Source organism: Ezakiella peruensis, assembly GCF_900215725.1.
Lineage (GTDB): Bacteria > Bacillota > Clostridia > Tissierellales > Peptoniphilaceae > Ezakiella > Ezakiella peruensis.
This window is the reverse complement of record NZ_LT962470.1, coordinates 168,100-193,342: the sequence shown is the minus strand read 5'-3', so window position 1 is coordinate 193,342 and position 25,243 is coordinate 168,100. Positions and strand designations below refer to the sequence as shown.

The window sequence follows — 25,243 nt, the reverse complement described above, 5'->3', positions numbered from 1 at the left end:
TTGAATGCCTTAATTTAAGAAATTTATATTTAAAAGAGATGCATTATGTTTAAAGTTTTTCTCTTAGTTTAAAATCTGTGATATTTTATTTATTAAAAGACTTTTGTATTTTCAAAGTGAGCGAATGGATAATTTTATTATGAAAATGAAGGTTATGACTCAAGATGGAGTATCCACGCGTTCGTTGAAAAGAATTATCAATTGCCTTTTTAGATGCCTCTTTCATTTTGTGATCTTTATAAAAAATTAATGTAATTTAAATTAATATAATGAAGATTATTAAATTAATATGTGATTCGCTTGAGTCTTTATTATAGTAGAATTACTTTTTTAAAACGGGCTATATAAATTTAGATCGAGCACCCGCACATTCATTGAAAGGAATTATCAATTGCCTGACTGGATGTTTTTTGTGATTAAATTCGATGGGTTAATTTATCTGGTTTAGATTTATAGGAGGATTAACGAGATTAGGAGCTATTTTTATTTCAGGGTGAAATGAGTCTTATGTTTGAGTACTAGAAAAATATTAATCGCATTAATATAAAGGGTTTTTGTTTTGTAAAATTTTTTGCTTATATAATGGGAAACTTTAATTATTGTTATTAATGGGTAAGAGTTATTTGGAGGTATGATATGAAGATTAATGTTAATTTGAAAGATTTAATACATAAGTACAAGGAGGGGGCTGAGCCGGTCAAGGCTCCCAAGTCTGGTTGGGCCAAGGCTATCATCTGCAGCCTGGTCTTTGCTTTTTTGTATTATTATTTTGTTTTGCCGCCTATAAATATTTTTGCCAGCGAGTTTTATATAGCCCTAACTATTATTGCCCCGGTGACTACTACTTTTATAAATATTTACTGCAGGCGGGGCTTTAGGAGGTCCTTTAGGACGGGGAAGTTTACTTTTAAATTTCTGCTCGGCATCTGGGCCCTATATTTCATTATGGTAATTGTGTCGGCACCGATTTTCCACGCCAAGTCTTATTCAAAGGTGCTTGAGCTCCAAGAGGGCGTTTTTAAGGATGACGTGGCTGAAGTTGACTTCGAAAAAATCCCAGTGGTCGATAGGGACACGGCTGTTAAACTTGGGTCTAGAAAGATGGGCGAGATGGGGGACTTGGTTTCCCAGTATAGCATAGATCCTGCTTATTCGCAGGTTACTGTTAATGGCAAGCCTATGAGAAATACGCCTTTGGTTTATTCGGGATTTATTAAGTGGCTGCAAAATAAATCATCGGGTATTCCTTATTATATTGCCGTTGACATGGCCGATCAAGATGTTATGATGGTGAAATTGCCTGAGCCAATTAAGTATTCTTTTTCGGACAAGTTCCAAAGAAATATTAGGCGGCTAATAAGGTTTAAGTATCCGACTGCGATTATTGATGAAATAAATTTTGAAGTTGACGACAACAATCATCCTTATTGGGTGGCTTCGACCTTGAAGCCGACTGTAGGCCTCATTGGGGCTTTTGATTCCAATTCGGTCATAGTTGTGGACGCTGTAACTGGTGAGGCCAACCGCTATGAAGTTGGCCAAGTGCCCGATTGGGTGGACAGGGTTTACTCTGCAAATTTAGTTATGAGGCAGCTCAATTGGAACGGGAGGATGAAACGCGGATTTATTAACCAATTCATTGGGCAAAAGGGCGTTACCCAGCCGACCGACGGTTACAATTACCTGTCAATTGACAACGATATTTATATGTACACGGGGATTACTTCCGTTTTGCAAGACGAGTCTAATATTGGCTTTGCCCTTATCAATATGAGGACCAAGGAAGCCAAATTCTATCCGCTTTCATCGGCTGACGAACACTCGGCCATGGATTCTGCGGAGGGCGCTGTCCAAGAAAAGGGCTACACAGCGACTTTCCCAATCCTCATCAACCTTTACAATCGTCCAACTTATTTCCTATCGCTTAAGGATAACGCAGGGCTCATCAAGACCTTTGCCTTTATAGATGCGCAAAATTACCAAACAGTTCGCACTGGCCAAACGGTCAAGGAAGCCCTCAAGGCCTTTAACGAATCCTATGTGACGAGTGACCAAGAGCCAGCAGAGACTGAAAAGCGAAATATTATAATAGAAGAAATTGTGCCAGTTACCGTTGAAGGCAACACCAATTACTTCATCAAGGCCAAGGGCGAGGATACGATTTACATTGCTGGAATTGCCAAGTCCAACCGCCTGCCATTTTTAAAGGCCGGTGACAAAATCGCGATTGAAGGAGAGGCCATTGGCGATGGCAGTCAGTTCAACATTTCTGCCATCGAAGATTAGGAGGATTTTATGAGTGAAGATAAATTAATTTGTGATTTGTGTCCATCTAAAAAATGTTATTCCAAGGAAGGAGTCTTCCCAAAAGGCTGCCCAACTGTTGACGAAGAGAGGATGGATGAGATTAAAAAACTTTATAAGACCGAAGAGAATTACAAGATTGCCAGGGCCGCTTGCCAAACGGAAAAGGAAGGCTATCTAAAAGACACCAGAGTCGAGGAGATAATGCGCTTTTGCAGAAAAAATGATTTTAAGAAAATCGGAATCGCCTTTTGCATTGGCCTCAAGTACGAGGCCAGGGTCTTTGCAGACATCCTCCGCAAAAATGGCTTTGAGGTTCACTCCATGATGTGCAAGTCTGGAGGAGTGCCTAAGGAATTTTTGGATATCAAGGACGAGGAAAAAATTCGCCCAGGCACTGAGGAAGTCATGTGCAATCCAATAGGCCAGGCGGAATATTTCAACGACAAAAAGACTGACTTCAATGTTATAGTCGGCCTGTGTGTGGGCCACGATTCGCTCTTTACCAAGTATTCAGACGCCCTGGTCACAACCCTCGTCGCCAAAGACCGGGTCCTCGCCCACAACCCAGTCGGCGCCCTCTATCAGGCAGATAAATATTTCAAAAACAGATTTTAGAATAAAGAATGAAAGAAGAGATTGCAGAGGGCAATCTCTCAGATTGTTGAAAAAGCTAGGTTTAAAAATAATTACACCTAGCTCTTTTAATACTAAAAACTGCATAAAATCAACGTTTATTGGTATAAATATAAGGAGAAAGCATTTATAGGCAAAAAATCCAATTCCTAAATGCAAGAAATGTAAAAGCACATGCAAACAGACATAAAAAGAAACGAAATGAAAGAAATTTAAAGATTATAAACTGACTTTAGTGCATATATTTGACAAAGCGTACGCTTGTATGATACCATTTAAGTACGGAAACAGGACTCACTAATTAAGAAATTGAGAAATGTATTCAAATTTATTTAGGAGGTACTTTTTATGAAAAAAACACTATCGATTTTATTGGCGGTATTAATGTTGTCAACATTATTGGTACCAGCAATTATGGCAAATAGAGAAGAGGTAAAAGGACCCACACCTGCTAGCAGGAAGTTTATTGATAGTCTTGTTGTTTCCTATCCTGCAGGCATTGAAATACCAACATACTATGACTATATTAGTAGGGAGTGGAATGGGAGACTTCACTTGAAAAGTACTGTTGAAAAAGGTTCTGAAGTAATTGCAACTTATTATGGATGGGTATATTATATCATGGATACCAATAGATCATTTGAAGTAAAAGTTGAAGGAGACAGAGGGGTTATTGTTGTGCATGATAATCCACTAGCACCTAAGGTGCCCAGCCAAAATCAATTTATTGATTTGACAAAGTAAGCACAAAATAAAGCAAGAATCTGTATAAAATACCCCTGTTTTGATATGAATTCAAGACAGGGGTACTTTATTGGATAAAAAAGATGTCCTTTAATGTCCGCGGAACTTGTGGTATTATATAAGTGTATAAATATGTTATGGGATAAAGCAGTCGTTGGCGGCTGCTTTTTTGTGGGATAATTTGTCAAATCAAGTGCAACATTCATATGAATACTCATACAAAATTCTTATCTTTAAATTTGCTAGGATAATTTGATGAGGGCCGTAAGATTCACCAAGAGTCCAAAAATTTTTGGGCCACATAAAGTCGCCCCTACATGAAAATTTTTGGACTCTTGGGAATCTCTGACACGAGACCTGCAAGTCAATCGGTCAATATAAATACCTATATAAAACTCTTTTGTATAAATATGCGAGGAAAAACGGGAATATTTCGCGAAGTGCAGAAATTTTGCGAATGAGATGCAGTAGACCTATAATTTAATAAATAAAAAAGAGATTGTAAAAATAACAACCTCTTAACCTATATTTACAAGGAAAAATCGATGGATTTTCGTAGCTTGAGAAATTTTTCGAATGAGGCGTACTTGGGTGTACGTCGGAATGAGAAAAATTTCGAACACTGCGAAAAGCCGCGATTTTAACTGTAAATATTTTACTTCTTATAAGCGTGGTGGTAGATGCTGGCAATAAACATCCCGCCCAAAATGTTTCCAATTGTAACTGGGATCATATTCTTAAGGACTCCTACAAAATCGATGCCTGATTCAATGGCTGTGAATGAGAAGTAGAACATATTTGCCACGCTATGTTCGTATTTTAACAGTATAAAGGCGATGATTGGCATGGCCATTAGTATAAATTTTGAGGCACCGTCGTTGGCTGAGAATGATACCCAAACTCCTAGGCAGACGAGGATGTTACATAAAAATCCTCCTGCTAGGCACTGAATAACAGTTAGTTCCAATTTGCCAGCTGAGGTGGCTGTAATGGATTCGATAATAGCTGGGTTTAATTTTGTAAGATGAGTTACAGCTGAAAAGCATAAAGCACCGATAAAGTTCCACAGGTAGACTCTGCCCCAGTTGGTGGCCATTTGCTTTAAGCTGATGTCTTTTGATAGATAGGCTCCGTAGAGGAGAATATTTCCGGTAAAGAGTTCTGCGCCTGCAACTAGGACTAGCATGAGTCCCAGGGCGAACATAAAGGCTCCTAGGAATGGGCCAATGCCAGGGGACAGGACTATGTTTGCAACTGTATTTGTAATTCCACCCAGGGCTATAAACATGCCTGCCATAAAGGCGAGTGACCTGGTTGTTCTAGCCTTGTTGTTGGCTTTTTTTATCCCGATTTGTCTTGAACGCTCTGTAACTTCGGGTGAGCTTAAAAATAAATTATCCATTGTTCCTCCTTGTATTGTTAATGTTTAAACAATTATGTTATAATTATACACGAAAAGAGGAAAAATTTCCACATTTGAGGAGGCGGACGTGTGCATTAAGCTTAAGGAAATAAAAACTGAAAGGCTGGTCTTGAGGGACTGGAGGCCGGATGATCTGGAGGACCTCTACGCCTTTGCCTCTGTGCCAGGGGTTGGCGAGATGGCTGGCTGGAACCACCACAAAAGTCTGGATGATTCCAGGCAATTTCTAAAAATGTTTCACGAGTTTAAGACCGTCTACTGTATGGAGTACGACGGCCATGCCATTGGCTGCATTGATTTTGACTGGGACAAGTACAAGAAGGATTTTATTTCCATAGGCTATGCCATGAGCCAGGACTGCTGGGGCCAGGGGCTCATGACCGAGGCCCTGGTCGCCATTATGGATTACATGATTGATGAGTACGGGGCCAAAAATTTTTGCGCCCGGTCTTATACTAATAATGTCAGGTCCAGAAAACTTTTGATGCGTTTGGGTTTTAAGCTTATGTCTTCAAATGCTTACGAATGTTATTATGAACTTATAATATAAAAGACGCAGGGAAAAATAAATTTCCTTGCGTCTGTTTTTTATTTGATTAAATTTTCCATGAGCTCTTTGGTTGGTCCCATGGACCCTGATTTAATAATTATTTTGTCGCCGTCAACGGCCAATCTTAATTCGTGGCTCTCCTTTAACTCATGGTTGTCGGAGAAGTGCAGGTGGTATTTTACTCTGTAATCACCAGCCTCGTCTTTTTTGATCTCCTCCATTTTGACTGTGGCGAGGCCTGCACCTAGTTTTTCATAAACTGGATTTAGGTAGTCAACATCTGCGACTAAAATTTTTACAGTTTTTTCGTCCAAGTATTTTTTGAGGACCGATTCGTCCCCGTAGGCCAATTCTTTGGCTGCCAATTCATGGCATTCATCGGATTTTACCCGGCCTATGTAGGCGTAGTAGTCCTTGATAAAGTTTTCTATCAGGGCTTCTTCTTTGGTCGCGCATGCAGATAAGGTCATTGCAAGGACGACTAAGGTTAAAATTATTATTATGTTTTTCCTTTTCATCTAATCACCTCACTTGTCTTATACCCATTATTATTATTATTATTATTCATGGCAAGGCGTCTTTTATCTTGAAAAGTAGGGCCGTTAATGGTAAAATAGTTGTGGGGAAAAGGAAAAACCTTACAGCTACCTCTACTGTATTTTGGACGAGGGCCAAGGCCACTGCGCAATCGTGGGAAGGCGGCCTAAAGGATGAAGAAAGAGTCAGGATACCCTATGAGTGCATAATCTGGGTTAGGGATTATGCGTTCTTTTGGCATGCTGTAAGAGCATGTTTTTTTATTGGAATTTTTAGGAGGAGCCTTGAAGAAAAAAGACTCATACATTTTTATTTTTATATTAATCGCCCTGGCATCGACCGTAATCGGTTTGTCCCTGGGCTCAATGAAATATTCTTTTGGCCAAGTTTTAAAGGGCCTCTTTGTCCACGACGAGACCATGGAGCACTTGATAATTTTTAAAATTAGATTGCCAAGGGTTATTGGTGGTGGATTAGTCGGCATGGCCTTGGCACTTTCGGGCGCTCTCTTGCAGGGGGTCATGAGAAACAATTTAGCATCGCCATCTGTAATCGGCGTTACCAATGGGGCAAGCTTTGTGGGCCACTTGACTTTAATGGCCTTTCCTGCCTACGCATATCTTTTGCCGGTGGGGACCATTGTCGGCGCACTTTTGACCACGATTTTTATTTACCGCTTGGCCTACAGCGACGGGATAAATCCAAATCGCTTAGTCCTTTCGGGTGTGGCGGTGGGCGCCATGTTTACGGCCTTTAACAATATGCTAAGGTCCATGTTTCCAGAAAGACTTGCATCTACACTTGGCTTTACCATTGGATCTTTAAACGGCTTGGGCTGGGGAGAGGTTTTCTTTGCTACGCCTTATATAATTATAAGTATTATAATTGCCCTTATGATGTCAAATAACATGAATGTTTTGATGTTAGGCGATGAGCTTTCCAGCTCACTTGGCTTAAAGACAGAGCGCTTTAGATTTTTAATTATAATCGTTTCATCTTTATTATCTGGGGCGGCCATTGCAATTGCGGGTTTAATTTCCTTTGTCGGCTTAATTGTACCGCATATTGCCAGGATTTTTGTGGGCAATGACTATCGTAAACTATCCCTGGCCTCAATGCTCTTGGGATATTCCTTTGTAATTCTATCAGACGCGGTCGGCCGGATAATTTTGCCAATAGGCGAGATTGCAGTTAGCGTTATCGTGGCATTTTTGGGCGCACCATTCTTCCTCTATCTCTTAAGAGAAAGGTATAGAAAGGGGTATTAAGATGTATTTTGGCTTTAAAGATATAAAAATTAATTACGGGACCAAGACCATTATAGAAAATTTGTCCATGGACGTGCCCAAGGGAAAAATTTCGACCATTATCGGGCCCAACGGGTCTGGCAAGTCGTCACTACTCAGGTTGATTTCCAGGAAAAATCCGCCGGCTTATGGTCAAGTTATTTACAAGGACAAGTCCATTTACGATTATGACACCAAAGAACTAGCAAAAAAGATTGCCTTTTTGCCGCAGATCCACAAGTCGCCGACAGATGCGACCGTGCGAACCCTGGTGGCCAATGGTAGGTTTCCCTACAGGTCAATGCTGGGGGGCTTATCTGCAAAAGACGAGGAAATTATTGATGAGGTTTTGAAATTTACTGGCCTTAGTGTCTTAGAACATAGGGCCCTTAGGACTTTGTCGGGAGGCGAACGCCAGCGGGCGTGGATAGCCATGACCATGGCAACTCAGGCCGAGATATTGGTCTTGGACGAGCCCACGACTTACTTGGATATAAGCTACCAGATTGAGCTTATGGATTTGATCGAGAGGATGAAGGAAGAATACGGTACGACCATCTTGCTTGTCCTTCACGATATAAACTTGGCAATTAGGTATTCAGATTATCTCTTTGCCTTGAAAGACAAAAAAATTTTATTTGAAGGAAGACGGGAAGAGGTCATCACAAGCGAAAATATCCGGGATATTTTTGCCCTTGATGCCGAAATTATCCACCACGATGGGCAGATGATTATGGTTCCCGGCAGGAGGAAATTATGAAAAAGAAATTACTTATTTTGTTAATGGCAGGACTTTTGGCGGTAGGCTGCACAAGTCCAAAGGACGAAAAGGCAGGAGAAGATAAGAAGGCTTCAGAGACTAGTGAAAAGACAGATGCGACTGAGAGTGCAGAAACAAATACAAATACAGAAGCTGGTTTCAAGGCCCACGCTATCTCAGAATTAGAAAAAATTGCTGAGACTTACAAAAAATCAACACTGGCCAAGGATGCCATTGCAGAACTAGAAAAAATCCAAGAAGATGCAGACACCATGACTTTTACAGATGATACCGGCAGGGAATCAGTAACAGTTAAAAAGCGTCAGCAAAAAGTTGCAGTATTTTATTCTTCATACGCATCCATGTATGACGAATTGGGCGGTAAAATCGATTTAATTATTGGCGGCGACAACGCAGTTGAAGTTTATAAATTCCAACGCGGCAAGGATATTACCGAGGGCAAAAATGTCATCGTAACATCACCAAGCGGCAAAAACTGGGATGTGGAAAAAATTATTGCAGAAAAACCTGATTTAATTATCTGCGCCATCACTTCTGACGCCTACAAGACCATCGAAGGTCCAGCCAAGGCTGCTGGCATCGACGTAATTGGCATTTCCTTTAACGGCGTTCGCGACTACGCAAAGTGGGCTTATATTTACACTTCACTTAACGACAATCAAGAGGCATTTGACAATGTGGCCCTAAAGACCATCGAAGGCGTGTCAAAAATTATTGAAGAGGTTCCAATTAGAGACCACAAGCCTCATGTCCTTTCAATCATGCCAGTTGCCAAGGGTGTTAAGGGCAACTACACCCAATCTGACTTGGGCACAATTCTCCAGGATTTGGGTTGTCAAAACCAATTGGGCGGCGAAGTTGAAAAGGGTGCTAGCCCAAGGGTTGACATCAGCATTGAAGACATTGTAATGATGGATCCAGAATATATTTTCATCCAATGCATGTATTCAGAAGACTACGCCAAAGAATCAGTAGAAAAATATTTGTCATCAACCGATGCTTGGGCTAAAATTGACGCTGTTTCTAACAATCACGTTTATTATTTGCCACGTGGACTTTTCCACAACAAGCCAAATTCAAAATACGTTGATGCCTATCAAATGATTTTTGATTATCTTTACAAATAATGGCTAAGTTAATGGTAATGGGGACGACCTCATCAGCAGGCAAGAGCTTGCTGGTGACTGGTCTGGTCCGATATTTTAAAAAATGTGGATATAAGTCCTATCCCTTTAAATCACAAAATATGTCATCAAAGGCCCACACGCTTGAAGACGGTAGGCTAATTTCAACTGCCCAAGCCTTGCAAGCTTTTTCTGCAGGATTAAAGCCCGACGTTAGGATGAATCCTGTCCTACTCATGCCCCAGTCCAACACTGGGTCCATGGTTGTAATCGACGGGGAAAAGTACAAGGCCATGCAGGCCCGGGAATATTTTGATTTCAAGCCCAAACTTCGCGACCATATTATGGAAGTTTTCGAGCAAATTGAAGGAGAAAATGATATAATAGTAATTGAAGGGGCGGGCAGTCCGGCGGAAATTAATTTGCGGGACAACGACATAGTGAACATGGGCCTGGCTGAAATGGTTGACGCGCCAGTAATTTTGGTGGCCGACATCGACAGGGGCGGAGTTTTCGCATCCCTTTATGGAACGGTTATGCTCCTTGAGAAAGAAGAAAGAGCAAGGATCAAGGGCCTGGTTATAAATAAATTTAGGGGAGATCCGACTCTCTTGGAGTCTGGCATAGAAAAAATCGAAGACCTGACGGGCATTCCCGTTATAGGTCTCATTCCCTATGAGCACTTTGAACTGGTGGATGAGGATAGCCTGATTGATTACGACAAGCACGCCAACCACGAGGACCAAAGTGATGACGAACTCAATTTAGAACTGGACAAACTTGAAAAGCTTTTGCAAGAAAATATGGATATGGAATTTATTAAGAGGATTAGTGGTTTAAAATGATTTTAGTTTTTGCAGTTTTATTGGATTTTTTAATAGGTGATCCCAACTATTACTACCATCCCATCAGGATTATGGGGCGAACTATTAGGAGGGAAGAGAAATTTGTACGAGCACATGTAAGCGGGGACAGAGGATTATTCTGGGCCGGACTTTGTATGCTCGTTTTTAATTTGCTAGCGACAATCTTGGTCTTAATTGGAATTTTTTCCTTACTTAATGACACAGGTGCCAAACTTTTTTCTCTGTATTTAATTTATTCGGCTATAGCCGGCAGAGAACTTATAAAATGCGCCAATGCAGTTAGGCTTGCCCTCTTTAAATCCCTTGAAGAAGCCAGATACCAGCTGTCCATGATCGTGGGCAGGGACACTGCAAATCTATCTGAAGAAAAAATCGTCAGAGCCACAGTGGAAACCGTTGCCGAAAATACCAGCGACGGAATAATCGCACCACTTTTTTATATATTGTTTTTTGGACCCGTGGGCGGTATGGCCTACAAATTTGTAAACACCATGGACTCGACCATTGGTTATAGGAATGAAAAATACGAATACCTGGGCAAGGCGGCCGCAATTTTTGACGACTGGGTTAACTATATCCCAGCCAGAATTACCGGCCTGCTCTTTGTAGGTGCGGCTTATCTCTTGGGCTACGACGCCAGGGGTTCCTATGAAATTATGATTAGAGACCACGGCAAGCACAAGTCGCCAAATGCAGGATATCCTGAGGCAGCCATGGCTGGTATGCTGGGCGTGCGCCTGGGAGGACCCAGCCAATATTTTGGCCACATGGACAACAAGCCCTATATAGGCAATGACCGCAGGCCCATTAACCGCAATGACATTACAAGGGCCAACAGGGCGGCCATCACTAGTGAGATAATTTTTGTGATTATCATGGTTTTATTAATTATTTGGAGGTAAGAGATGAAAGGACTCGCTGTAATAGCTTTTGGCACCAGCCACAAGGACACTTATGAAAAAAACATTAGACCAATTTACGACCACTTAAAGGAAAATTTTGACGGACAAACTGAATTGGCCTTTACCAGCCGAATTATCAAGAGGATTTTAGAAAAACGCGGAGAATTTGTTTTTAATGAAAAGGAAGTTATCGCCAAGCTCCAAGAGACTTGCGATGAAATATATATTTTGCCCCTCCACATCCTAAGGGGTTTTGAATACGAAAAAATTGAGAGGATCGGCCTTGGCAAAGTTGCCAAGCCACTTTTAGAGACCAAGGAAGACATAGAATTTTTTGCAAAAAATATTAATTTACCCAAGGACAAGGCCATAATTTTTATGGGCCACGGAACTGAACACCAAGTCGACTGGGTTTACGGCGAAGTTGAAGAGGCCTTTAAAAAGCTGGGCTACGATAAGGTTTTTGTAGGCACAGTTGAAGGCTCAAGGTCTATCGAAGATATTTTGCCAAGGGTAAAAGAAGCTGGCATAACAGAAGTCATTCTCCGTCCGCTCATGCTGGTGGCAGGTGACCACGCCAAAAACGATATGGCAGGAGACGACGAAGATTCATGGAAGTCAATACTTGAAAGAGAGGGTATAAAAGTTGACGCCCAGCTCATTGGCCTAGGCGAAGAGGAATTCGTCCGCGATATGTATTATGCAAATCTAAAGGAGATTATGAATTGAAAAAACTTTATGCAATTGGGACCGGACCAGGAGATAAAAAATATCTGACCCTTTGGGCTGTGGAGGCCCTCAAAGAGGCCCATGTGATTTTTGCTCCCGACAACAAGGGCAAGAACATGGCCCTGGACACGGTCAGAGATTTTATAGATGGCAAACGCATCGTCTACTTGGATTTTCCCATGGGCTTTGTGACTGAAGACCATTATAAAAAGGCTTTTGAAATTATCCAAAAGGAAATTCCAGATGGCAAATCGGGCGCTTTTGTAACAATTGGCGATGCAACTGTTTATTCGACTTTGGTAAATACAATTAATTATGCCAGGGACATGGAAATCGAATTTGTCCCAGGCGTGCCCAGCTTTTTGGCTGCGGCCAACAGGCTGTCTGTGCCACTGGTTAAAAAGGGCGAAGCCTTTGTCCTCTGCGAAGATGTAAATGAAAATATTTTATCAGCGGCTGATGCGGTCGCGATTTTAAAGACCTTTAAAAACCCTTCTAAGGAAGAGATTATAAAAAAATTAAAGGCCCATGGCTTTGATTATAAATATATTTCCAATATTTCCGCTGCCAACGAAAGAGTCGCAGAGACTGACCAGGAAATCTTGGCAGAGGAGAATTATTTGTCACTAATAATCGGAAGAAGAGAAAAAAATGACAGATAAGACCATGATCCACGGGGCAAATATTTTTAAATATGCCAAGGACGGGGACATTCTGGATTTTTCTTCCAATATAAATCCACTTGGTCCGCCGGCCTATGTCTACGATATTATCGAGGATCATTTAAAATCCATCGAGCGCTATCCGGACATAGAATACAGGTCTTTGATGGCCGATATCTCCAAGGCCTTTGGTGTGGACCAAAATAAAATCGCTCTGGGCAACGGGGCCATTGAGCTTATTGACCGGATTATCTTTGAACACGAGCGGACAATCGTCTTTGATCCGTCTTTTTCTGAATACGAAATTCGTGCAAGGGTCTACGGCAAAGAATTTTTAAGAGTGGACTTAAAAAGCGATTTTACTCTTGACTTTGAAAATTTAGAAAAGTTTGCCTTTAAAAAGGGTGATCTTATTATTCTTACAAATCCCAATAACCCCAACGGCCGGGCTTTAAGAAAAAATGAATTTGAAAAATTAATTTCAATAATTAAAGGATCTCCTGCCCATCTCATGCTGGACCAGGCCTTTGACGATTTTGCAGACCTGGACTATAGGGCCATGGATTATATTGGGGACGATATTTATTTGATAAAGGCGGCGACAAAATTTTATTCCCTGCCTGGACTCAGACTTGGCATGGCATTTTCCTCAAAGAAAAATATCAAAAGACTTAGAAGCCTCGTCCCATCTTGGTCGGTGGGAGCCCTCTTGGAAAATATGGGAAAGATTTTCATGGACCAAGACTTCAGGGAAAAATCCAAGGCCTATATAAAAAAGGAGAGGGAATTTTTAATAGACGAGCTTGAGAAATTAAGCTTAAAGACCTATGAGTCATCTGCAGACTTTTTACTAATAAATTTGGGCGACCGCGAGGAAGAAGATGTCTTCCAAGAATTTTTAAATAGGAAGATCTTGGTTCGCAAGTGTTCTTCATATAGAAACTTAGAGGGCAATTTTATCCGGGTTGCCGTTAAAGACCATGAAAAAAACGCAAAACTCATTCAAGCTTTTAAGGAGATTATAAATGGATAGGAGACTTATGATTGCAGCCCCATCTTCAAACACGGGCAAGACCTTTATATCCCTGGCTCTTTTGCGGGCCATTGGCAGGGAGGAAAAAGTCCGCGGCTACAAGGTGGGGCCTGACTACATTGACGCAGACTATTTGTCACAGGCGGCTAGTCGGCCAGCGGAAAATCTAGACTTGTTTTTGATGGATGAAAAAAATATAAATAGGGCCCTGGCCAAGGATGGTTTTAAAATTATCGAAGGAGTCATGGGATATTTTGACGGCCTGCAAAATACTTATGAGTATTCCTGCTACGATCTTTCAAAGCGTACTCAGACGCCGGTCGTCATCGTCTATGAACCCAAGGGTGAATCCTTCACGGCCATACCTAAGATTAAGGGCATGATGGATTTTTCTGGCGGGCAAATCAAGGGGATAATCTTTAACAAGACCTCGCAAAAAATGTACGAGCTCTTGAAGACCCAGGTGGAAAAATATATTGGCATTTCAGTCCTGGGCTACCTGCCTTATGACGATAGGCTAAATATAAAATCCAAAAACCAAGGCTTACTTTTGCCTCATGAGCAGAGAAATTTTATGGACCTTCTGGAGGTGGCAAGCGAACTTGTCGCCCACCACTTGGACATGGACGAGCTCTATAGGATTGCCCAGTGCCAGGAAATAAAAGTTGACGATGATAATAAAAATTATGTCAATGATTTAAAGGACATAAAAATCGCCTACGCCCACGACCAGGCCTTTCCATTTTTTTATAATTTTGAGGGAAGAGAAAACTTCATTCCCTTTTCACCTCTCAAGGATAAAAAATTGCCAGAAGCTGATTTGATTTTGATTGGTGGCGGCTACCCAGAAGATTTTATCGCCGACTTAGAGATGAATATTGACATGAAGGAGTCCATAAAATCTTATGTGGAAGCAGGCGGCAAGCTGATTGCCTACGGTGGCGGCCTCATGTACTTGGCGGAAAAATCCCAGGGCCACAATATGGCGGGAATTTTTAAAGGGTCTGCTCAGATGACCGACCGTCTACAAAATTTTGGCTACTGCGAACTCAAAGCAAAAGAAGATTTGGGCTTTGCTAAGGCAGGCGAGATTTTAAGGGCCAGGGAATTTCACCGGGGAATTTTTGAGAGCGATGAGAAGACTATTTTTGAAATTTCCAAGCCAGGAACTGATAAAATTTGGGAGGACGGCTACAAATATAAAAACGCTTACGGATTTTTCGCCCACTTCCATCCGCTGACTTGGATGGACAGACTGATTGATTTTGCCAAAGATAAATAATAAAAATAAATAATAAAAATAAAAGGAGACTATATGTATATACAAAAACCAATGGAAATTGAAAATAAATCGATGGATATAATTGACGAATCCTTGAAGGATGTCGACTTCGAAGGCCTGGACCTACAGATTGCCAGGCGGATGATTCACACGACAGGCGATGTGGACTACAGGCATATAATTTCTTTTAAAAATAATTTTTCAGCTAAAGCCCTGGAGGCCATCAAAAATGGCGGGACCATTTATTCTGATACCAATATGATAATCGCTGGGGTCAACAAGCCGGCTCTGGCTGCAGCGTCTTGCGACATAATAACCTTGGTTAGCGACAAGGACATAGCCGCCAAGGCCAAAGAACAGGGCACAACCCGGAGCCTCATTGCCATTGAAGAGGCAGTTGCAAGGGGCATCCGCATGTTTGCCATTGGCAATGCGCCCACAGCCCTCTTCCGTTTGATCGAGCTCATCAGAGAGGGCAAGTGCGATCCGCTATTTGTAATCGGCGTCCCAGTTGGTTTTGTCGGGGCGGCTGAATCCAAAGAAGAGCTGAGGACTGTTGACGTTCCACAAATTACAACCGTGGGAACCAAGGGCGGTTCAAATGTTGCGGCTTCGATTATTAACGCCATCCTTTACGAGAACAACCGCCAAGATATTTACGCGACCAAGTAATGGAACTTTATGAAAACGGCCTTCGCTTGGGCTATACTACTGGGACTTGCGCAGCTGGTGCGGCCTATGCAGGAGCCCTTTTGCTGGAAGGCGAAAATCGAGAAAAAATAAATATTTTAACGCCGGCGGGAATTGACGTGGACCTGAACGTCTTGGACCTCCACATGGATGGCGAATGGGCGGTCGCTGCCATCAGAAAAGATTCGGGCGACGATCCAGATGTGACGGACAAGATTTTAATCTACGCAAAAATCCGCAAAACTCAAAACCCTACGACCATTGACGGCGGAGTGGGCATTGGGACCATTACAAAAAAAGGCTTGTACGGAGAAATTGGCGAAAAGGCCATCAATCCCGTTCCGAAAAAAATGATTTTGCAAGCTGTTCAATCTGTATCAGATGATAATTATGAAATTATTATTTTCGTTCCAGACGGAGAAACGGTCGGCAAGAGGACTTACAATTCCAATCTGGGCATTGTGGGAGGGATTTCCATTATCGGTTCAACTGGAATCGTACATCCCATGAGCGAAGATGCCTTGTTAAAGACCATTGAGCTGGAAGTAAATGTGGTCAAGGAAGAACATGGGACTGACAATATTCTCCTGGTACCCGGCAATTACGGGGAGAAGATGCGGGAGGCCTACAAGTTGGACCTTCCTCATGTGCAGATGTCCAATTATATTGGCGACGCTTTGAAATATGCCTACGAGGCTGGCTTTAGAAATATTACTCTACTTGGCCATATTGGAAAGTTTTCCAAGTTGTCCCTGGGAATTTTTAACACCCACAGCAAAAATTGTGACACCCGCATGGAGGCCTTTGCCTTTTATTTATTTTTGCTGGGAGCTCCCAGAGATTTTATTATGAAAGTTTTATCTTTAAACACAGCCGAGGAGGCCATGAACCTTTGCGTTGAATCGGGCTACAAGGAAGCCATTATCGACATGCAAAGGGGGGCCGAGGCGCGGATTAAAAGATATTTAAAGGATCCAGACTTAAATGTCCGGGTCTATATATATTCTATGGAAGGAGGCCTTGTCGATGATTGATGTGGCAGGAGTTGGACCTGGTAATATAAATTTAATTACCGGTCAGGTCTTGGAGGCCATCAAGACTTATGAAAAAGTTTTGGCCTTTAAGCGGGTCAAGGAAAGCCTAAGTGACATTAGGCCCGATATAATAGAAATTAAAACTCTAAAAGAAGTCGACGCTTACAAGGAGGCCAATGCTCTTGTACTGGCATCTGGCGACCCAATGTTTTACGGGATTAGTGAATATATAAAAAAAATGGGAGTCCTGGGGAAAATTTATCCGGGTATTTCATCCATCCAGTGCATGGCGGCGGCCATTAAAAAATCCTGGCATGACATGGATTTGGTCAGCCTTCACGGACGCGATTTTGATTTAAAAAATATAAATCGGGACACGATTTTTTTGACTGACAAGGTCATGACTCCAAACAGAATTTCCCAAGAATTATTTAAATTGGGCAAGAGGGGAAGAGTTTTCGCAGGCTATAATCTGTCCTATGATGACGAGTTGATAGAAGAATTTGACCTAGGGGAGACTGGCCAAGAGCCAAGTCCTCTGGCAGTATGTGTGGTGGTTTTATGCGAGCAATAGATGACGAATTATTTATAAGGGGCGAAGTCCCCATGACTAAACGCGAGGTCCGCGTCTTCATTATGGACGCCCTTGATATCGAGGAGGGCCAGGACTTTTTGGACATAGGCGCAGGTACGGGGTCGGTCACCATTGAGGCGGCCATGCGGGGTGCCAAGGCCACTGCTATTGAGTGCGTGGACGAGGGCGTACGCCTCATAAAAGAAAATGCAGAAAAATTTGGCGTGAAGGTAGACGTCATCCAAGCCATGGCGCCTGAGGGAATTCCTCATCAAGATTTCGATAGGATTTTTATTGGCGGGTCCCGTGGCAAGCTGGAGGAATTAATAAAAATTTCTCACGACAGACTAAGGCCGGGCGGAGTTTTGGCCATGAGCTTTATTCTTTTAAAAAATGTTGGCCAAGCCCAAGCGGCCATGAAGGACTTGTTTAAAGACGTGGAGATTAATTTAATCCAATCTTCTAAGGTCGATAAAATTGGAATGATGAGGGGCAACAACCCCATTTTTATATTAAGAGGTGTAAAATGATTTATTTTGTAGGAGCAGGCCCGGGCGCTGTTGATTTGATTACAATCAGGGGCCGGGACTTACTTGAAAGGGCCGACGTGGTCATCTACGCTGGCAGTTTGGTTACGCCAGACCATTTGAAATTTTGCAAAGAGACATGCGAGTTTTACGATTCAGCCACCATGCATCTGGGCGAAGTCATGGAAGTAATGCTGGCCGCCCACAAGGCAGGCAAAGTCGTTGTCCGTCTGCACACAGGAGACCCAAGCATCTACGGGGCCATTGGCGAGCAGATGAGAGAGCTGGACAGGGAAAATATTTCCTATGAAGTGGTCCCTGGCGTTTCATCTTTTGTGGCGGCAAATGCTGCGGTCAAAAAAGAAATGACCCTGCCAGGCGTAAGTCAAACGATTATTTTAACTAGGATTTCCGGTCGCACACCTGTGCCTGAAAAGGAAGAGTTAAAAAAACTTGCCTCTCACAGGGCATCTATGGCCATATTTTTATCGGTCCAAAAAATTTCAGAGGTCGTCGACGAGTTATTGACCGCCTACGACAAGGACACGCCGATTGCAGTAGTGTACAGGGCTTCTTGGCCGGATGAAAAAATCGTCAAGGGGACCCTGGCTGACATTGCAGAAAAAGTTAAGGACGCGGACATAAATCGTCAGGCGCAAATTCTAGTTGGAGATTTCCTCGACACTGATTTCGAATACTCCAAGCTCTACGACCCGTCATTTACAACTGGATACAGAGATGGCAAAAAATAATTTAGCCGTCATATTTTTTACAGAGGGTGGAAAAAACCTGGCCAACAAAATTCGCTTGGCTGGAGATTATTTTTACAACAAAGACAAAAAAATAAAGCCCATGATGGCGCAAATCATGAGGGACTATCAAAATATTGTCTTTATTTCTGCGACTGGAATTGCAGTTCGCTACATTGCCCCTTATATTAAGTCCAAGGACCTGGACCCGGCTGTGATCGTCATTGACGAGGGAGGAAATTTTGTAATTTCATTATTGTCGGGCCACTTGGGCGGGGCAAATGAAGTCGCCAAGAGAATTGCCGACCGCATTGGGGCGACTCCCGTCATCACGACGGCATCCGATGTATTAAATGTTCCGGCCATAGATATCTTTGCCAAGGAAAATAATTTGATTATAGAAGACTTGTCGACAATTGCCGCTGTTATGGGTCGGGTTGTCGAGGGCAAGGATATTTTTTATTCGACCAATACGTCTTTGAAATATCCCTACGAGTTTATTACGAGAGATATGGAAAAAGCCCAGGCGGCTCTGGTCGTTGGCGATTATTTTATAGAGACCGACCTGCCAGTCACCTATCTCAGGCCTCTGGATATTTACGTGGGCCTTGGCTGTAAACGTGGAAAGACTTTTGAGGAAATTTACATGGCCATTAAAAATGCTTTTGATATTTCTAAAATTTCAATGAAGTCCATTGCAGAGTTTAGGTCTATCGATTTAAAAAAAGATGAGACTGGCATAAGAGAGCTGGCGAATTTTTTTAACAGAAAATTTATAACTTATGATGCAGAGACCCTTTTAAAAGTCCAAGGCGACTTTAAGACCAGTGACTTTGTGGCCCAGACCACAGGGGTTGACGCTGTTTCGTCCAGGGCAGCAATGCTTGGCGCAGACGAATTGATTCTAGATAAGTACAGTGAAAACGGGGTTACCGTTTCGCTGGCGAGAAAATATATTTGAGGTGAAAGATGAAATTATATGTAATAGGCATTGGCCCAGGCGGCCGTGAGCGGATGACGCCAGAGGCTGTCCACGCAATTGAAGATTCCCAGGCCCTAGTTGGCTACAAACCATATTTGGAATACATCGAAGACTTGATTGGCGACAGGGAAACTTTTTCAACTGGAATGACAGGTGAAATCGAACGCTGCAATCAGGCCATTGACTTGGCTCTTGAAGGCAAAAATGTTTCTATTATTTCAACTGGCGATGCAGGACTCTACGGCATGGCTGGACCGATTTTTGAGCTGGTCGAAGAGAGAAAGGCAGACGTTGAAGTAGTTGTTGTGCCAGGTGTTAGCGCACAATTTTCTGCAGCCGCAGATTTGGGTGCACCAATCATGCACGACATTGCGACAATTTCTCTATCAGATTTGCTGACCCCCTACGATTTAATTATGAAGAGGGTGGACCTGGCTGCCCAAGGTGATTTTGTAATCGCCCTTTACAATCCGCGTTCAAAGACCAGGAAGGACCATTTGAAAAACGCCTTTGATTTGATAAAAAAATATCAAAAGGGATCAACGCCAGTTGGCATTGTCAAAGATTCTGGTAGACTGGGAACTGAAACAACGATTACGACTTTGGATGACATCGACTACGAAAGCGTGGATATGAAGACAATCGTAATCGTCGGCAACTCAGAAACCTTTGTTGCAAATGGTAAGATGATTACGCCAAGGGGTTACAGGAACTTATGATTTGGATAGCAGGGGGAACCCACGAAACGCGAGAGCTCTTAGACCTCTTGGGGACTTACGAGGACATTTTAATAACTGTTGCCACGGATGAGGGCAGGGAATTTTTGCCGGAGGACGCCAGAGTTTTGGTGGGCCCGGTTTTGCGTGAAACAATTCCAGATTTTGTCAAAGCTCACGACATAAGTTTAATTGTCGACCTGACCCATCCCTTTGCGACGAGAATTTCCGAGTCCCTAGCCATGATGAGCGAGTCTTTGGGCATCCCCCTTTTGAGATTTGTCCGAGCTGGCAGAAGGGTCGAGGACGAGCGGATTATATACGCAAAGTCCTACGAGGACGCCTTTGAGATTATAAAAAAATTAAAAGGAAATTTTTTATTTACAACTGGGTCCAAGAGGGCGGACGAATTTTTTGCCATACAAGGAAACAATCGCTTTGTCTTTAGGATTTTGCCGACTGTTAGCTCTGTGAAAGCTTTGACAGATATGGGAGTAAAAATCAACGACATCATCGCCATGGTCGGACCCTTTACTTATGATATGAATATGGCCATGCTGGATATGGTGGGGGCCGATTACCTGGTCACCAAGGACAGTGGAGACGGGTCTGGGATCGACGAAAAAATTCAGGCGGCTCTGGACTTTGGGGCACTCCCCATAGTGATTAAGAGAAATATAGAAGACGGCTATAGCCTAGAGGAAGTCGCAAAAAAAATTGGAGGAACATCGTGAAAGACAAAGTAAAAAAAATAATTGAGGGCATTAGGCCACTTGAAAAATCAGGTTTGGCAAATAAAGAATGGGATTCAATTGCCCATCCGCTAGGGAGTTTGGGAGAATTAGAAAAGACCACAATAAAAATAGCAAACATTCAAGGAAGAGCCATCCCATCCATCAAAAAACGCGTACTTATTTGCATGGCTAGCGACAACGGGGTCATCGATGAAGGAATTTCGTCTGGCTACAGCGATTTAACATCTCAACTCGTCATGTCCATGATGAGGGGGAAGACCGGTTGTGCCTCTCTTTGCAGGGACGCCAACATGCAACTCATTGTAGTAGACTTGGGAACTAGAAAAGAAAACGAAATTAAAAAATTATCCGAAGTCGTGGTTGAGAAGAGGCGAATAAATCCTGAGACTAAAAACTTTGCAATTGAACCTGCCATGACCATGGAGGAATTATTTCAAGCGATGACAAGTGGTTTTGAAATGGTCGACAAGTATCCTGCAGATATTTACGGGACTGGAGAGCTGGGCATAGGCAACACCACAACTTCTTCTGCAGTAATGGCCGCACTTTTTGACCTGCCAGCAAATATGACTGTGGGCCTGGGCGGTGGCTTGGACGAAGAGGGCTACAGGAAAAAAATAAAGGTCATTGATCAGGCAATTGAAAAATACGACTTATATAATAAAGATGTTTTTGAAATACTTAGGACGGTTGGCGGTTACGACATTGGTGGACTTGTGGGCGTGTTTTTAAAGGCAGCTTACGAACAAAAACCAATTATAATCGACGGATTTATTTCCGCTGTTGCCGCAGCCGCAGCCGTCAAATTAAATGAAAATGTAAAAGATTATCTCATTCCATCCCACATGTCCGCCGAAAGGCAAATGAAAATCTTAACGGATTTTCTGGGAGTCAATCCGCCACTTATGATGGGCATGCGTCTGGGAGAGGGCACAGGCTGTCCACTCATGATAAAGATGATTGACTCTGGCATTTACGCCCTGGAAAATATGGGCAGGTGGGACGACGTTTACATTGACGACGTGCTTTACGATATAAGGGAGGACCAATGATTACGATTGTAACAGGGGGCGCGCGGTCGGGCAAAAGCGATTTTGCCGAAAGCCTTTACGCCAATACAGATGATGTTTGCTATATTGCCACATCAATAGTGGCCGATGATGAAATGGAAAACCGGGTCAAGCTCCACAAGGAAAGCCGTAATCAAAACTGGCGGACCTATGAGGGCTACACCGACCTCCACCAGGCTATGGGGACTGAGGCCAATTATCTTTTGGATTGCATGACCATTTTAATTAGCAATATCATGTACGACTTGTCCAAGGACGAGGAGGACTTGACGGCAGATTTGATTAAAAAAATCGAAGACAAGGCCTATTTGGAAATTGCAAATTTGATTTACGAAATTCGAGAAAAAAATAAAAACCTGGTCCTGGTCACCAACGAAGTGGGATCGGCCATTGTGCCTGAAAACAAGGTCGCCCGTTCCTACCGGGACATAGTCGGCCGAGTCAACCGCCGGGTAGCGGAGATTTGCGACCGGGCCTATCTAATCGTAATGGGTTATGAGGTGAGACTCAAATGAAATTTCTCCAGGGGATTATGGTTGCCTTTCAATTTTTATCCAGATTTTACTTACCCATAAATATAGAATGGGACGAGAAAAATATTAAATTTTCGCTTTTGTTTTTTCCAATTGTTGGCGGGGCCATTGGCGGAGTCCTTTACCTAGTGGCAAGGATTTTTGCCCAGACAAATATAAATGTCGGCCTCATGATTTTACTGGCCTGGATACTTATAACTGGAGGCATGCACTTTGACGGCCTGTCCGACACAGTCGATGGATTTTCTGCGCGGAAAAATCGAGAAGAGACCTTAAAGATCATGGACGATTCCCACATAGGCGCCTTTGGTGTAATGGCCATCGTATTGGCTTTGGCCTTTAAGTACTACGCAATCGCAAATCTAATCGGACCAAATCCTTGGGGCATTTATTTGGCCCCAGTTTTTGCCCGGGCTCTGGCAGGAATTTTTTTGACCTATATAAAGACAGCCAAGGACACGGGCCTCGCCGCCTACTTTCATTCTTGCACGAAGAAGTGGCCGGCTACTCTTGGATTTTTGTTGACCCTTGCCCTTGCCTTTTATTTTAATTCTTGGATAGCCATCCGAGTTCTTTATACGACAGGGATCATTTCTATTTTGCTAATACCGATTTATAAAAAACTTGGCGGCCTAACTGGCGATGTCTATGGGACGATAGTTGAAGTTTTTGAAATAATTTTTATGACCCTTTGTATAATTTAAAGGAGTTTTATGTTATAATAAATTCAAGAACAGACATTGGAGGGAATTATGAAGCCAGATATAAATTCATTTACCAGAAAGGCAGCCCACGCTGTGGAAATCGTCATCAGCCTTATAGTACTGGTGGCTGTTATCGGCGGGATACCAGATGTCCTCAGGTATATAGTCCTTTATGTAAAGTCCACGGACAGTGCATATTCATACGCAATATTTTCAGAATTTATCAAGCATACTCTTATGTTGGTAGTCGGATTGGAATTGGTAGCCATGATTATAAACCACCAAAACGAATCCATCCTGACCCTTGTGCTCTACGTTATCGCTCGAAAGATGTTGGTTTATGCTGACAATATGACGGAAATCCTATTGGGAACTCTTTCGATTGTCTTGGTCTTTGTAGTTTTGAAATTCTTTACGGTTAAGTCTTACAAAAAATCTGACAAGGACGGAACAATTTCCGCTGGCATAAATTTCTTTGACCTCAAAGAACTCTATGGCATCGACTTGGACACCAAGCAAAATACACTTGGCGGTTTAATCTATGAGCTCAGCAAGAGGACTGACAAGGAAATTAAAGAAGGCGAACACTTTGAATTCCAAGGCTATGATATAACTATTGTAGAAATGCGAGCCGGCCTAATCGAAAGAGTAAAAATTGAAAAAGAAAATAAATAATAGGAGATAATAGGTCCTAGCCAGGGGCATGTATTGATCATAAATTGGGTATATACATTCAAAAGGAGATGATAATTTATGAAAGTTCATGTAATTACTGGCGGCGGTAGCGGTATAGGCTATAAGAGTGCCAAAGTTTTTGAAGATGGTCTTGTTATTATAACAGGAAGAACTGAGGATAAGCTTAAAAAGGCATGTGATGTCTTAAACAAGGACGGTAAAGCCGAGTACAGCTACAAGACATGCGACGTATCTGACAAAGACAGTGTTAGGGAGCTATTCAAGTTTGCAGCATCAAAAGGCGAACTTAAGACTGTAGTAAACTCAGCAGGTGTCTCAGGAGTGGGCGCAAGCGTAGATGCCGTATTAAACGTCGATTTAAAGGGAGCAAAATTCGTCACAGATGCAGCTTGTGAGTACATGCACAAAGGTGGCGTTTTAATTCAAATCGCTTCCATGATGGGTCACATTGTTCCAGTAAGCGATACCTACATCAACGAGCTAGTAGAACCTGATAAAGAAGGCGCTATAGAAAAACTATCTGGCATTGTTGATAGTAACAGCGACACCGCATATAACTTTGCAAAGCTTGGCGTTATTGAGATGGTTAAAGCAAACGCAATGAAGTTTGGTAAAAAAGGACTTCGTATCGTAACAGTATCCCCAGGCATCATAATGACAGAGATGGCTAAGCAAGCACAAGAGGAAAACGCTGAAATCATGGAGAAGATGGTAGAAAATACTCCAGCACAAAGAACTGGCAAGCCAGAAGACATTGCAAATGCAGTGAAGTTCCTAGCAAGTGACGATGCAAGCTTCATAACAGGTACTGACCTACTTGTTGATGGAGGACTTTCACTAGCACTAAAGTCTATGTATCAATAACAATATGCATACGAAAGGAGCAGACAAATTGTCTGCTCCTTCTTCTTTGTATTCAGCTAAGCCCTTGGACTTAATAGGCTCTATGTAAAATATTTAGCAGACTTATTGATTTAAGTCTCTCTTTTTGCGCTGAAACTAATATTTACATATATCTTTTATATATATAAAATAACACAAATTTTTTTATTTTTTCAAAAGGCGTGGTCTAAAACTTTTTTCTGTATTTGATTTTTTGCAGGGTAAATGGTATAATATCCTGTAGATATGTATGTGCTTGTAGCTCAGTTGGATAGAGCGGCGCCCTCCTAAGGCGTAGGTCGGGGGTTCGATTCCTCTCAAGCACGCCATATTTTTATTAGCCTGGCAAGCGAATGTAGCTCAATTGGATAGAGCGTTCCCCTCCGACGGGAAAGGTTGGGGGTTCGATCCCTCTCATTCGCGCCAATAGATATTTTTACTTATAAGCTATTTGAAGACGTAAACAGATTTT

Annotated in this window: 28 protein-coding genes, 2 tRNA genes and 1 riboswitch; of the genes, 28 read left to right on the top strand and 2 right to left on the bottom strand. The window is 42.4% G+C overall.

The window, feature by feature from the left end:
- Positions 1-636: 636 nt before the first annotated feature.
- From CUU59_RS05890 to CUU59_RS05880, 3 genes are all read left to right on the top strand, one after another.
- Positions 637-2,286: a hypothetical protein gene (locus CUU59_RS05890; protein ID WP_245870565.1), complete on the top strand. Its 1,650-nt coding sequence runs from the start codon at positions 637-639 to the stop codon at positions 2,284-2,286.
- A gap of 9 nt (positions 2,287-2,295) precedes the next feature.
- Complete coding sequence (locus CUU59_RS05885; RefSeq protein WP_099951063.1) at positions 2,296-2,922, top strand: DUF1847 domain-containing protein; 627 nt, start codon at positions 2,296-2,298, stop codon at positions 2,920-2,922.
- Between the two features lie 366 nt (positions 2,923-3,288).
- Positions 3,289-3,684 carry a hypothetical protein gene (locus CUU59_RS05880; RefSeq protein WP_099951062.1) on the top strand — a complete coding sequence of 132 codons (396 nt, stop codon included), beginning with the start codon at positions 3,289-3,291 and terminating at the stop codon, positions 3,682-3,684.
- Positions 3,685-4,339: 655 nt separating this feature from the next.
- Here the strand turns inward: CUU59_RS05880 and CUU59_RS05875 are convergent.
- Positions 4,340-5,086, bottom strand: a complete 747-nt coding sequence (locus tag CUU59_RS05875) for a formate/nitrite transporter family protein (RefSeq protein WP_099951061.1) — start codon at positions 5,084-5,086, stop codon at positions 4,340-4,342.
- An 88-nt stretch (positions 5,087-5,174) separates the two neighbouring features.
- On the opposite strand from CUU59_RS05875, the gene CUU59_RS05870 reads away from it, so the two are divergent.
- Positions 5,175-5,657, top strand: coding sequence for a GNAT family N-acetyltransferase (locus CUU59_RS05870; RefSeq protein ID WP_169922877.1), 483 nt, complete (start codon positions 5,175-5,177; stop codon positions 5,655-5,657).
- A gap of 38 nt (positions 5,658-5,695) precedes the next feature.
- Here CUU59_RS05870 and CUU59_RS05865 read toward each other — a convergent pair whose 3' ends face one another.
- A complete protein-coding gene (locus CUU59_RS05865; RefSeq protein WP_099951059.1) occupies positions 5,696-6,175 on the bottom strand; it encodes a hypothetical protein in 480 nt (159 codons plus the stop codon).
- Between the two features lie 103 nt (positions 6,176-6,278).
- Positions 6,279-6,390: riboswitch (cobalamin riboswitch) on the top strand.
- Positions 6,391-6,478: 88 nt separating this feature from the next.
- On the opposite strand from CUU59_RS05865, the gene CUU59_RS05860 reads away from it, so the two are divergent.
- The 24 genes from CUU59_RS05860 (at position 6,479) to CUU59_RS05745 (ending at position 25,197) form a co-directional block, all read left to right on the top strand.
- A complete protein-coding gene (locus tag CUU59_RS05860; protein ID WP_099951058.1) occupies positions 6,479-7,462 on the top strand; it encodes a FecCD family ABC transporter permease in 984 nt (327 codons plus the stop codon).
- A 1-nt stretch (position 7,463) separates the two neighbouring features.
- Complete coding sequence (locus CUU59_RS05855) at positions 7,464-8,240, top strand: ABC transporter ATP-binding protein (RefSeq protein WP_099951057.1); 777 nt, start codon at positions 7,464-7,466, stop codon at positions 8,238-8,240.
- Entirely contained in the window at positions 8,237-9,388 is a 1,152-nt protein-coding gene (locus tag CUU59_RS05850; RefSeq protein WP_099951056.1) for an ABC transporter substrate-binding protein, read from the top strand. Before CUU59_RS05855 ends, CUU59_RS05850 begins: the two co-directional genes overlap by 4 nt.
- Positions 9,388-10,230 (top strand): cobyric acid synthase, encoded by an 843-nt coding sequence (locus CUU59_RS05845; RefSeq protein ID WP_099951055.1) that lies wholly within the window; start codon positions 9,388-9,390, stop codon positions 10,228-10,230. Before CUU59_RS05850 ends, CUU59_RS05845 begins: the two co-directional genes overlap by 1 nt.
- Entirely contained in the window at positions 10,227-11,153 is a 927-nt protein-coding gene (cbiB, locus tag CUU59_RS05840) for an adenosylcobinamide-phosphate synthase CbiB (protein WP_099951054.1), read from the top strand. The genes CUU59_RS05845 and cbiB overlap by 4 nt, the downstream gene beginning before the upstream one ends.
- Positions 11,154-11,156: 3 nt before the next feature.
- Entirely contained in the window at positions 11,157-11,882 is a 726-nt protein-coding gene (locus tag CUU59_RS05835; RefSeq protein WP_099951053.1) for a sirohydrochlorin cobaltochelatase, read from the top strand.
- Positions 11,879-12,544, top strand: a complete 666-nt coding sequence (locus CUU59_RS05830; RefSeq protein WP_169922876.1) for a precorrin-2 C(20)-methyltransferase — start codon at positions 11,879-11,881, stop codon at positions 12,542-12,544. The genes CUU59_RS05835 and CUU59_RS05830 overlap by 4 nt, the downstream gene beginning before the upstream one ends.
- On the top strand, positions 12,534-13,577 hold the full coding sequence (locus CUU59_RS05825; protein ID WP_099951051.1) for a pyridoxal phosphate-dependent aminotransferase: 1,044 nt from the start codon (positions 12,534-12,536) through the stop codon (positions 13,575-13,577). Before CUU59_RS05830 ends, CUU59_RS05825 begins: the two co-directional genes overlap by 11 nt.
- Positions 13,570-14,859, top strand: coding sequence for a cobyrinic acid a,c-diamide synthase CobB (locus CUU59_RS05820; protein WP_099951050.1), 1,290 nt, complete (start codon positions 13,570-13,572; stop codon positions 14,857-14,859). The genes CUU59_RS05825 and CUU59_RS05820 overlap by 8 nt, the downstream gene beginning before the upstream one ends.
- Positions 14,860-14,892: 33 nt before the next feature.
- Positions 14,893-15,531, top strand: a complete 639-nt coding sequence (locus tag CUU59_RS05815) for a precorrin-8X methylmutase (RefSeq protein ID WP_099951049.1) — start codon at positions 14,893-14,895, stop codon at positions 15,529-15,531.
- Positions 15,531-16,583: a cobalt-precorrin-5B (C(1))-methyltransferase CbiD gene (gene cbiD / locus CUU59_RS05810; protein WP_099951048.1), complete on the top strand. Its 1,053-nt coding sequence runs from the start codon at positions 15,531-15,533 to the stop codon at positions 16,581-16,583. Before CUU59_RS05815 ends, cbiD begins: the two co-directional genes overlap by 1 nt.
- Positions 16,576-17,157, top strand: coding sequence for a precorrin-6y C5,15-methyltransferase (decarboxylating) subunit CbiE (gene cbiE / locus CUU59_RS05805; protein WP_169922875.1), 582 nt, complete (start codon positions 16,576-16,578; stop codon positions 17,155-17,157). The genes cbiD and cbiE overlap by 8 nt, the downstream gene beginning before the upstream one ends.
- A complete protein-coding gene (gene cbiT, locus CUU59_RS05800; protein WP_099951046.1) occupies positions 17,145-17,687 on the top strand; it encodes a precorrin-6Y C5,15-methyltransferase (decarboxylating) subunit CbiT in 543 nt (180 codons plus the stop codon). The genes cbiE and cbiT overlap by 13 nt, the downstream gene beginning before the upstream one ends.
- Positions 17,684-18,436 carry a precorrin-4 C(11)-methyltransferase gene (gene cobM / locus CUU59_RS05795; RefSeq protein ID WP_099951045.1) on the top strand — a complete coding sequence of 251 codons (753 nt, stop codon included), beginning with the start codon at positions 17,684-17,686 and terminating at the stop codon, positions 18,434-18,436. Before cbiT ends, cobM begins: the two co-directional genes overlap by 4 nt.
- Positions 18,423-19,394: a cobalt-precorrin 5A hydrolase gene (locus tag CUU59_RS05790; RefSeq protein WP_099951044.1), complete on the top strand. Its 972-nt coding sequence runs from the start codon at positions 18,423-18,425 to the stop codon at positions 19,392-19,394. Before cobM ends, CUU59_RS05790 begins: the two co-directional genes overlap by 14 nt.
- An 8-nt stretch (positions 19,395-19,402) precedes the next feature.
- Positions 19,403-20,134 (top strand): precorrin-3B C(17)-methyltransferase, encoded by a 732-nt coding sequence (gene cobJ, locus CUU59_RS05785; protein WP_099951043.1) that lies wholly within the window; start codon positions 19,403-19,405, stop codon positions 20,132-20,134.
- On the top strand, positions 20,131-20,865 hold the full coding sequence (gene cobK, locus CUU59_RS05780) for a precorrin-6A reductase (RefSeq protein WP_099951042.1): 735 nt from the start codon (positions 20,131-20,133) through the stop codon (positions 20,863-20,865). The genes cobJ and cobK overlap by 4 nt, the downstream gene beginning before the upstream one ends.
- Positions 20,862-21,938: a nicotinate-nucleotide--dimethylbenzimidazole phosphoribosyltransferase gene (cobT, locus tag CUU59_RS05775; RefSeq protein WP_169922874.1), complete on the top strand. Its 1,077-nt coding sequence runs from the start codon at positions 20,862-20,864 to the stop codon at positions 21,936-21,938. The genes cobK and cobT overlap by 4 nt, the downstream gene beginning before the upstream one ends.
- Entirely contained in the window at positions 21,935-22,471 is a 537-nt protein-coding gene (gene cobU, locus CUU59_RS05770; RefSeq protein WP_099951040.1) for a bifunctional adenosylcobinamide kinase/adenosylcobinamide-phosphate guanylyltransferase, read from the top strand. The genes cobT and cobU overlap by 4 nt, the downstream gene beginning before the upstream one ends.
- Positions 22,468-23,193, top strand: coding sequence for an adenosylcobinamide-GDP ribazoletransferase (locus tag CUU59_RS05765; RefSeq protein WP_099951039.1), 726 nt, complete (start codon positions 22,468-22,470; stop codon positions 23,191-23,193). Before cobU ends, CUU59_RS05765 begins: the two co-directional genes overlap by 4 nt.
- Before the next feature lie 48 nt (positions 23,194-23,241).
- The gene (locus tag CUU59_RS05760) at positions 23,242-23,868 is read left to right on the top strand and encodes a transporter associated domain-containing protein (protein WP_099951038.1); all 627 of its coding nucleotides are present in this window, start codon (positions 23,242-23,244) and stop codon (positions 23,866-23,868) included.
- A 78-nt stretch (positions 23,869-23,946) separates the two neighbouring features.
- On the top strand, positions 23,947-24,753 hold the full coding sequence (locus CUU59_RS05755; RefSeq protein ID WP_099951037.1) for an SDR family NAD(P)-dependent oxidoreductase: 807 nt from the start codon (positions 23,947-23,949) through the stop codon (positions 24,751-24,753).
- A 270-nt stretch (positions 24,754-25,023) separates the two neighbouring features.
- Positions 25,024-25,100 (top strand) — tRNA-Arg (locus CUU59_RS05750).
- Positions 25,101-25,120: 20 nt separating this feature from the next.
- Positions 25,121-25,197, top strand: a tRNA-Arg gene (locus CUU59_RS05745).
- The last annotated feature ends 46 nt before the right edge of the window (positions 25,198-25,243 follow it).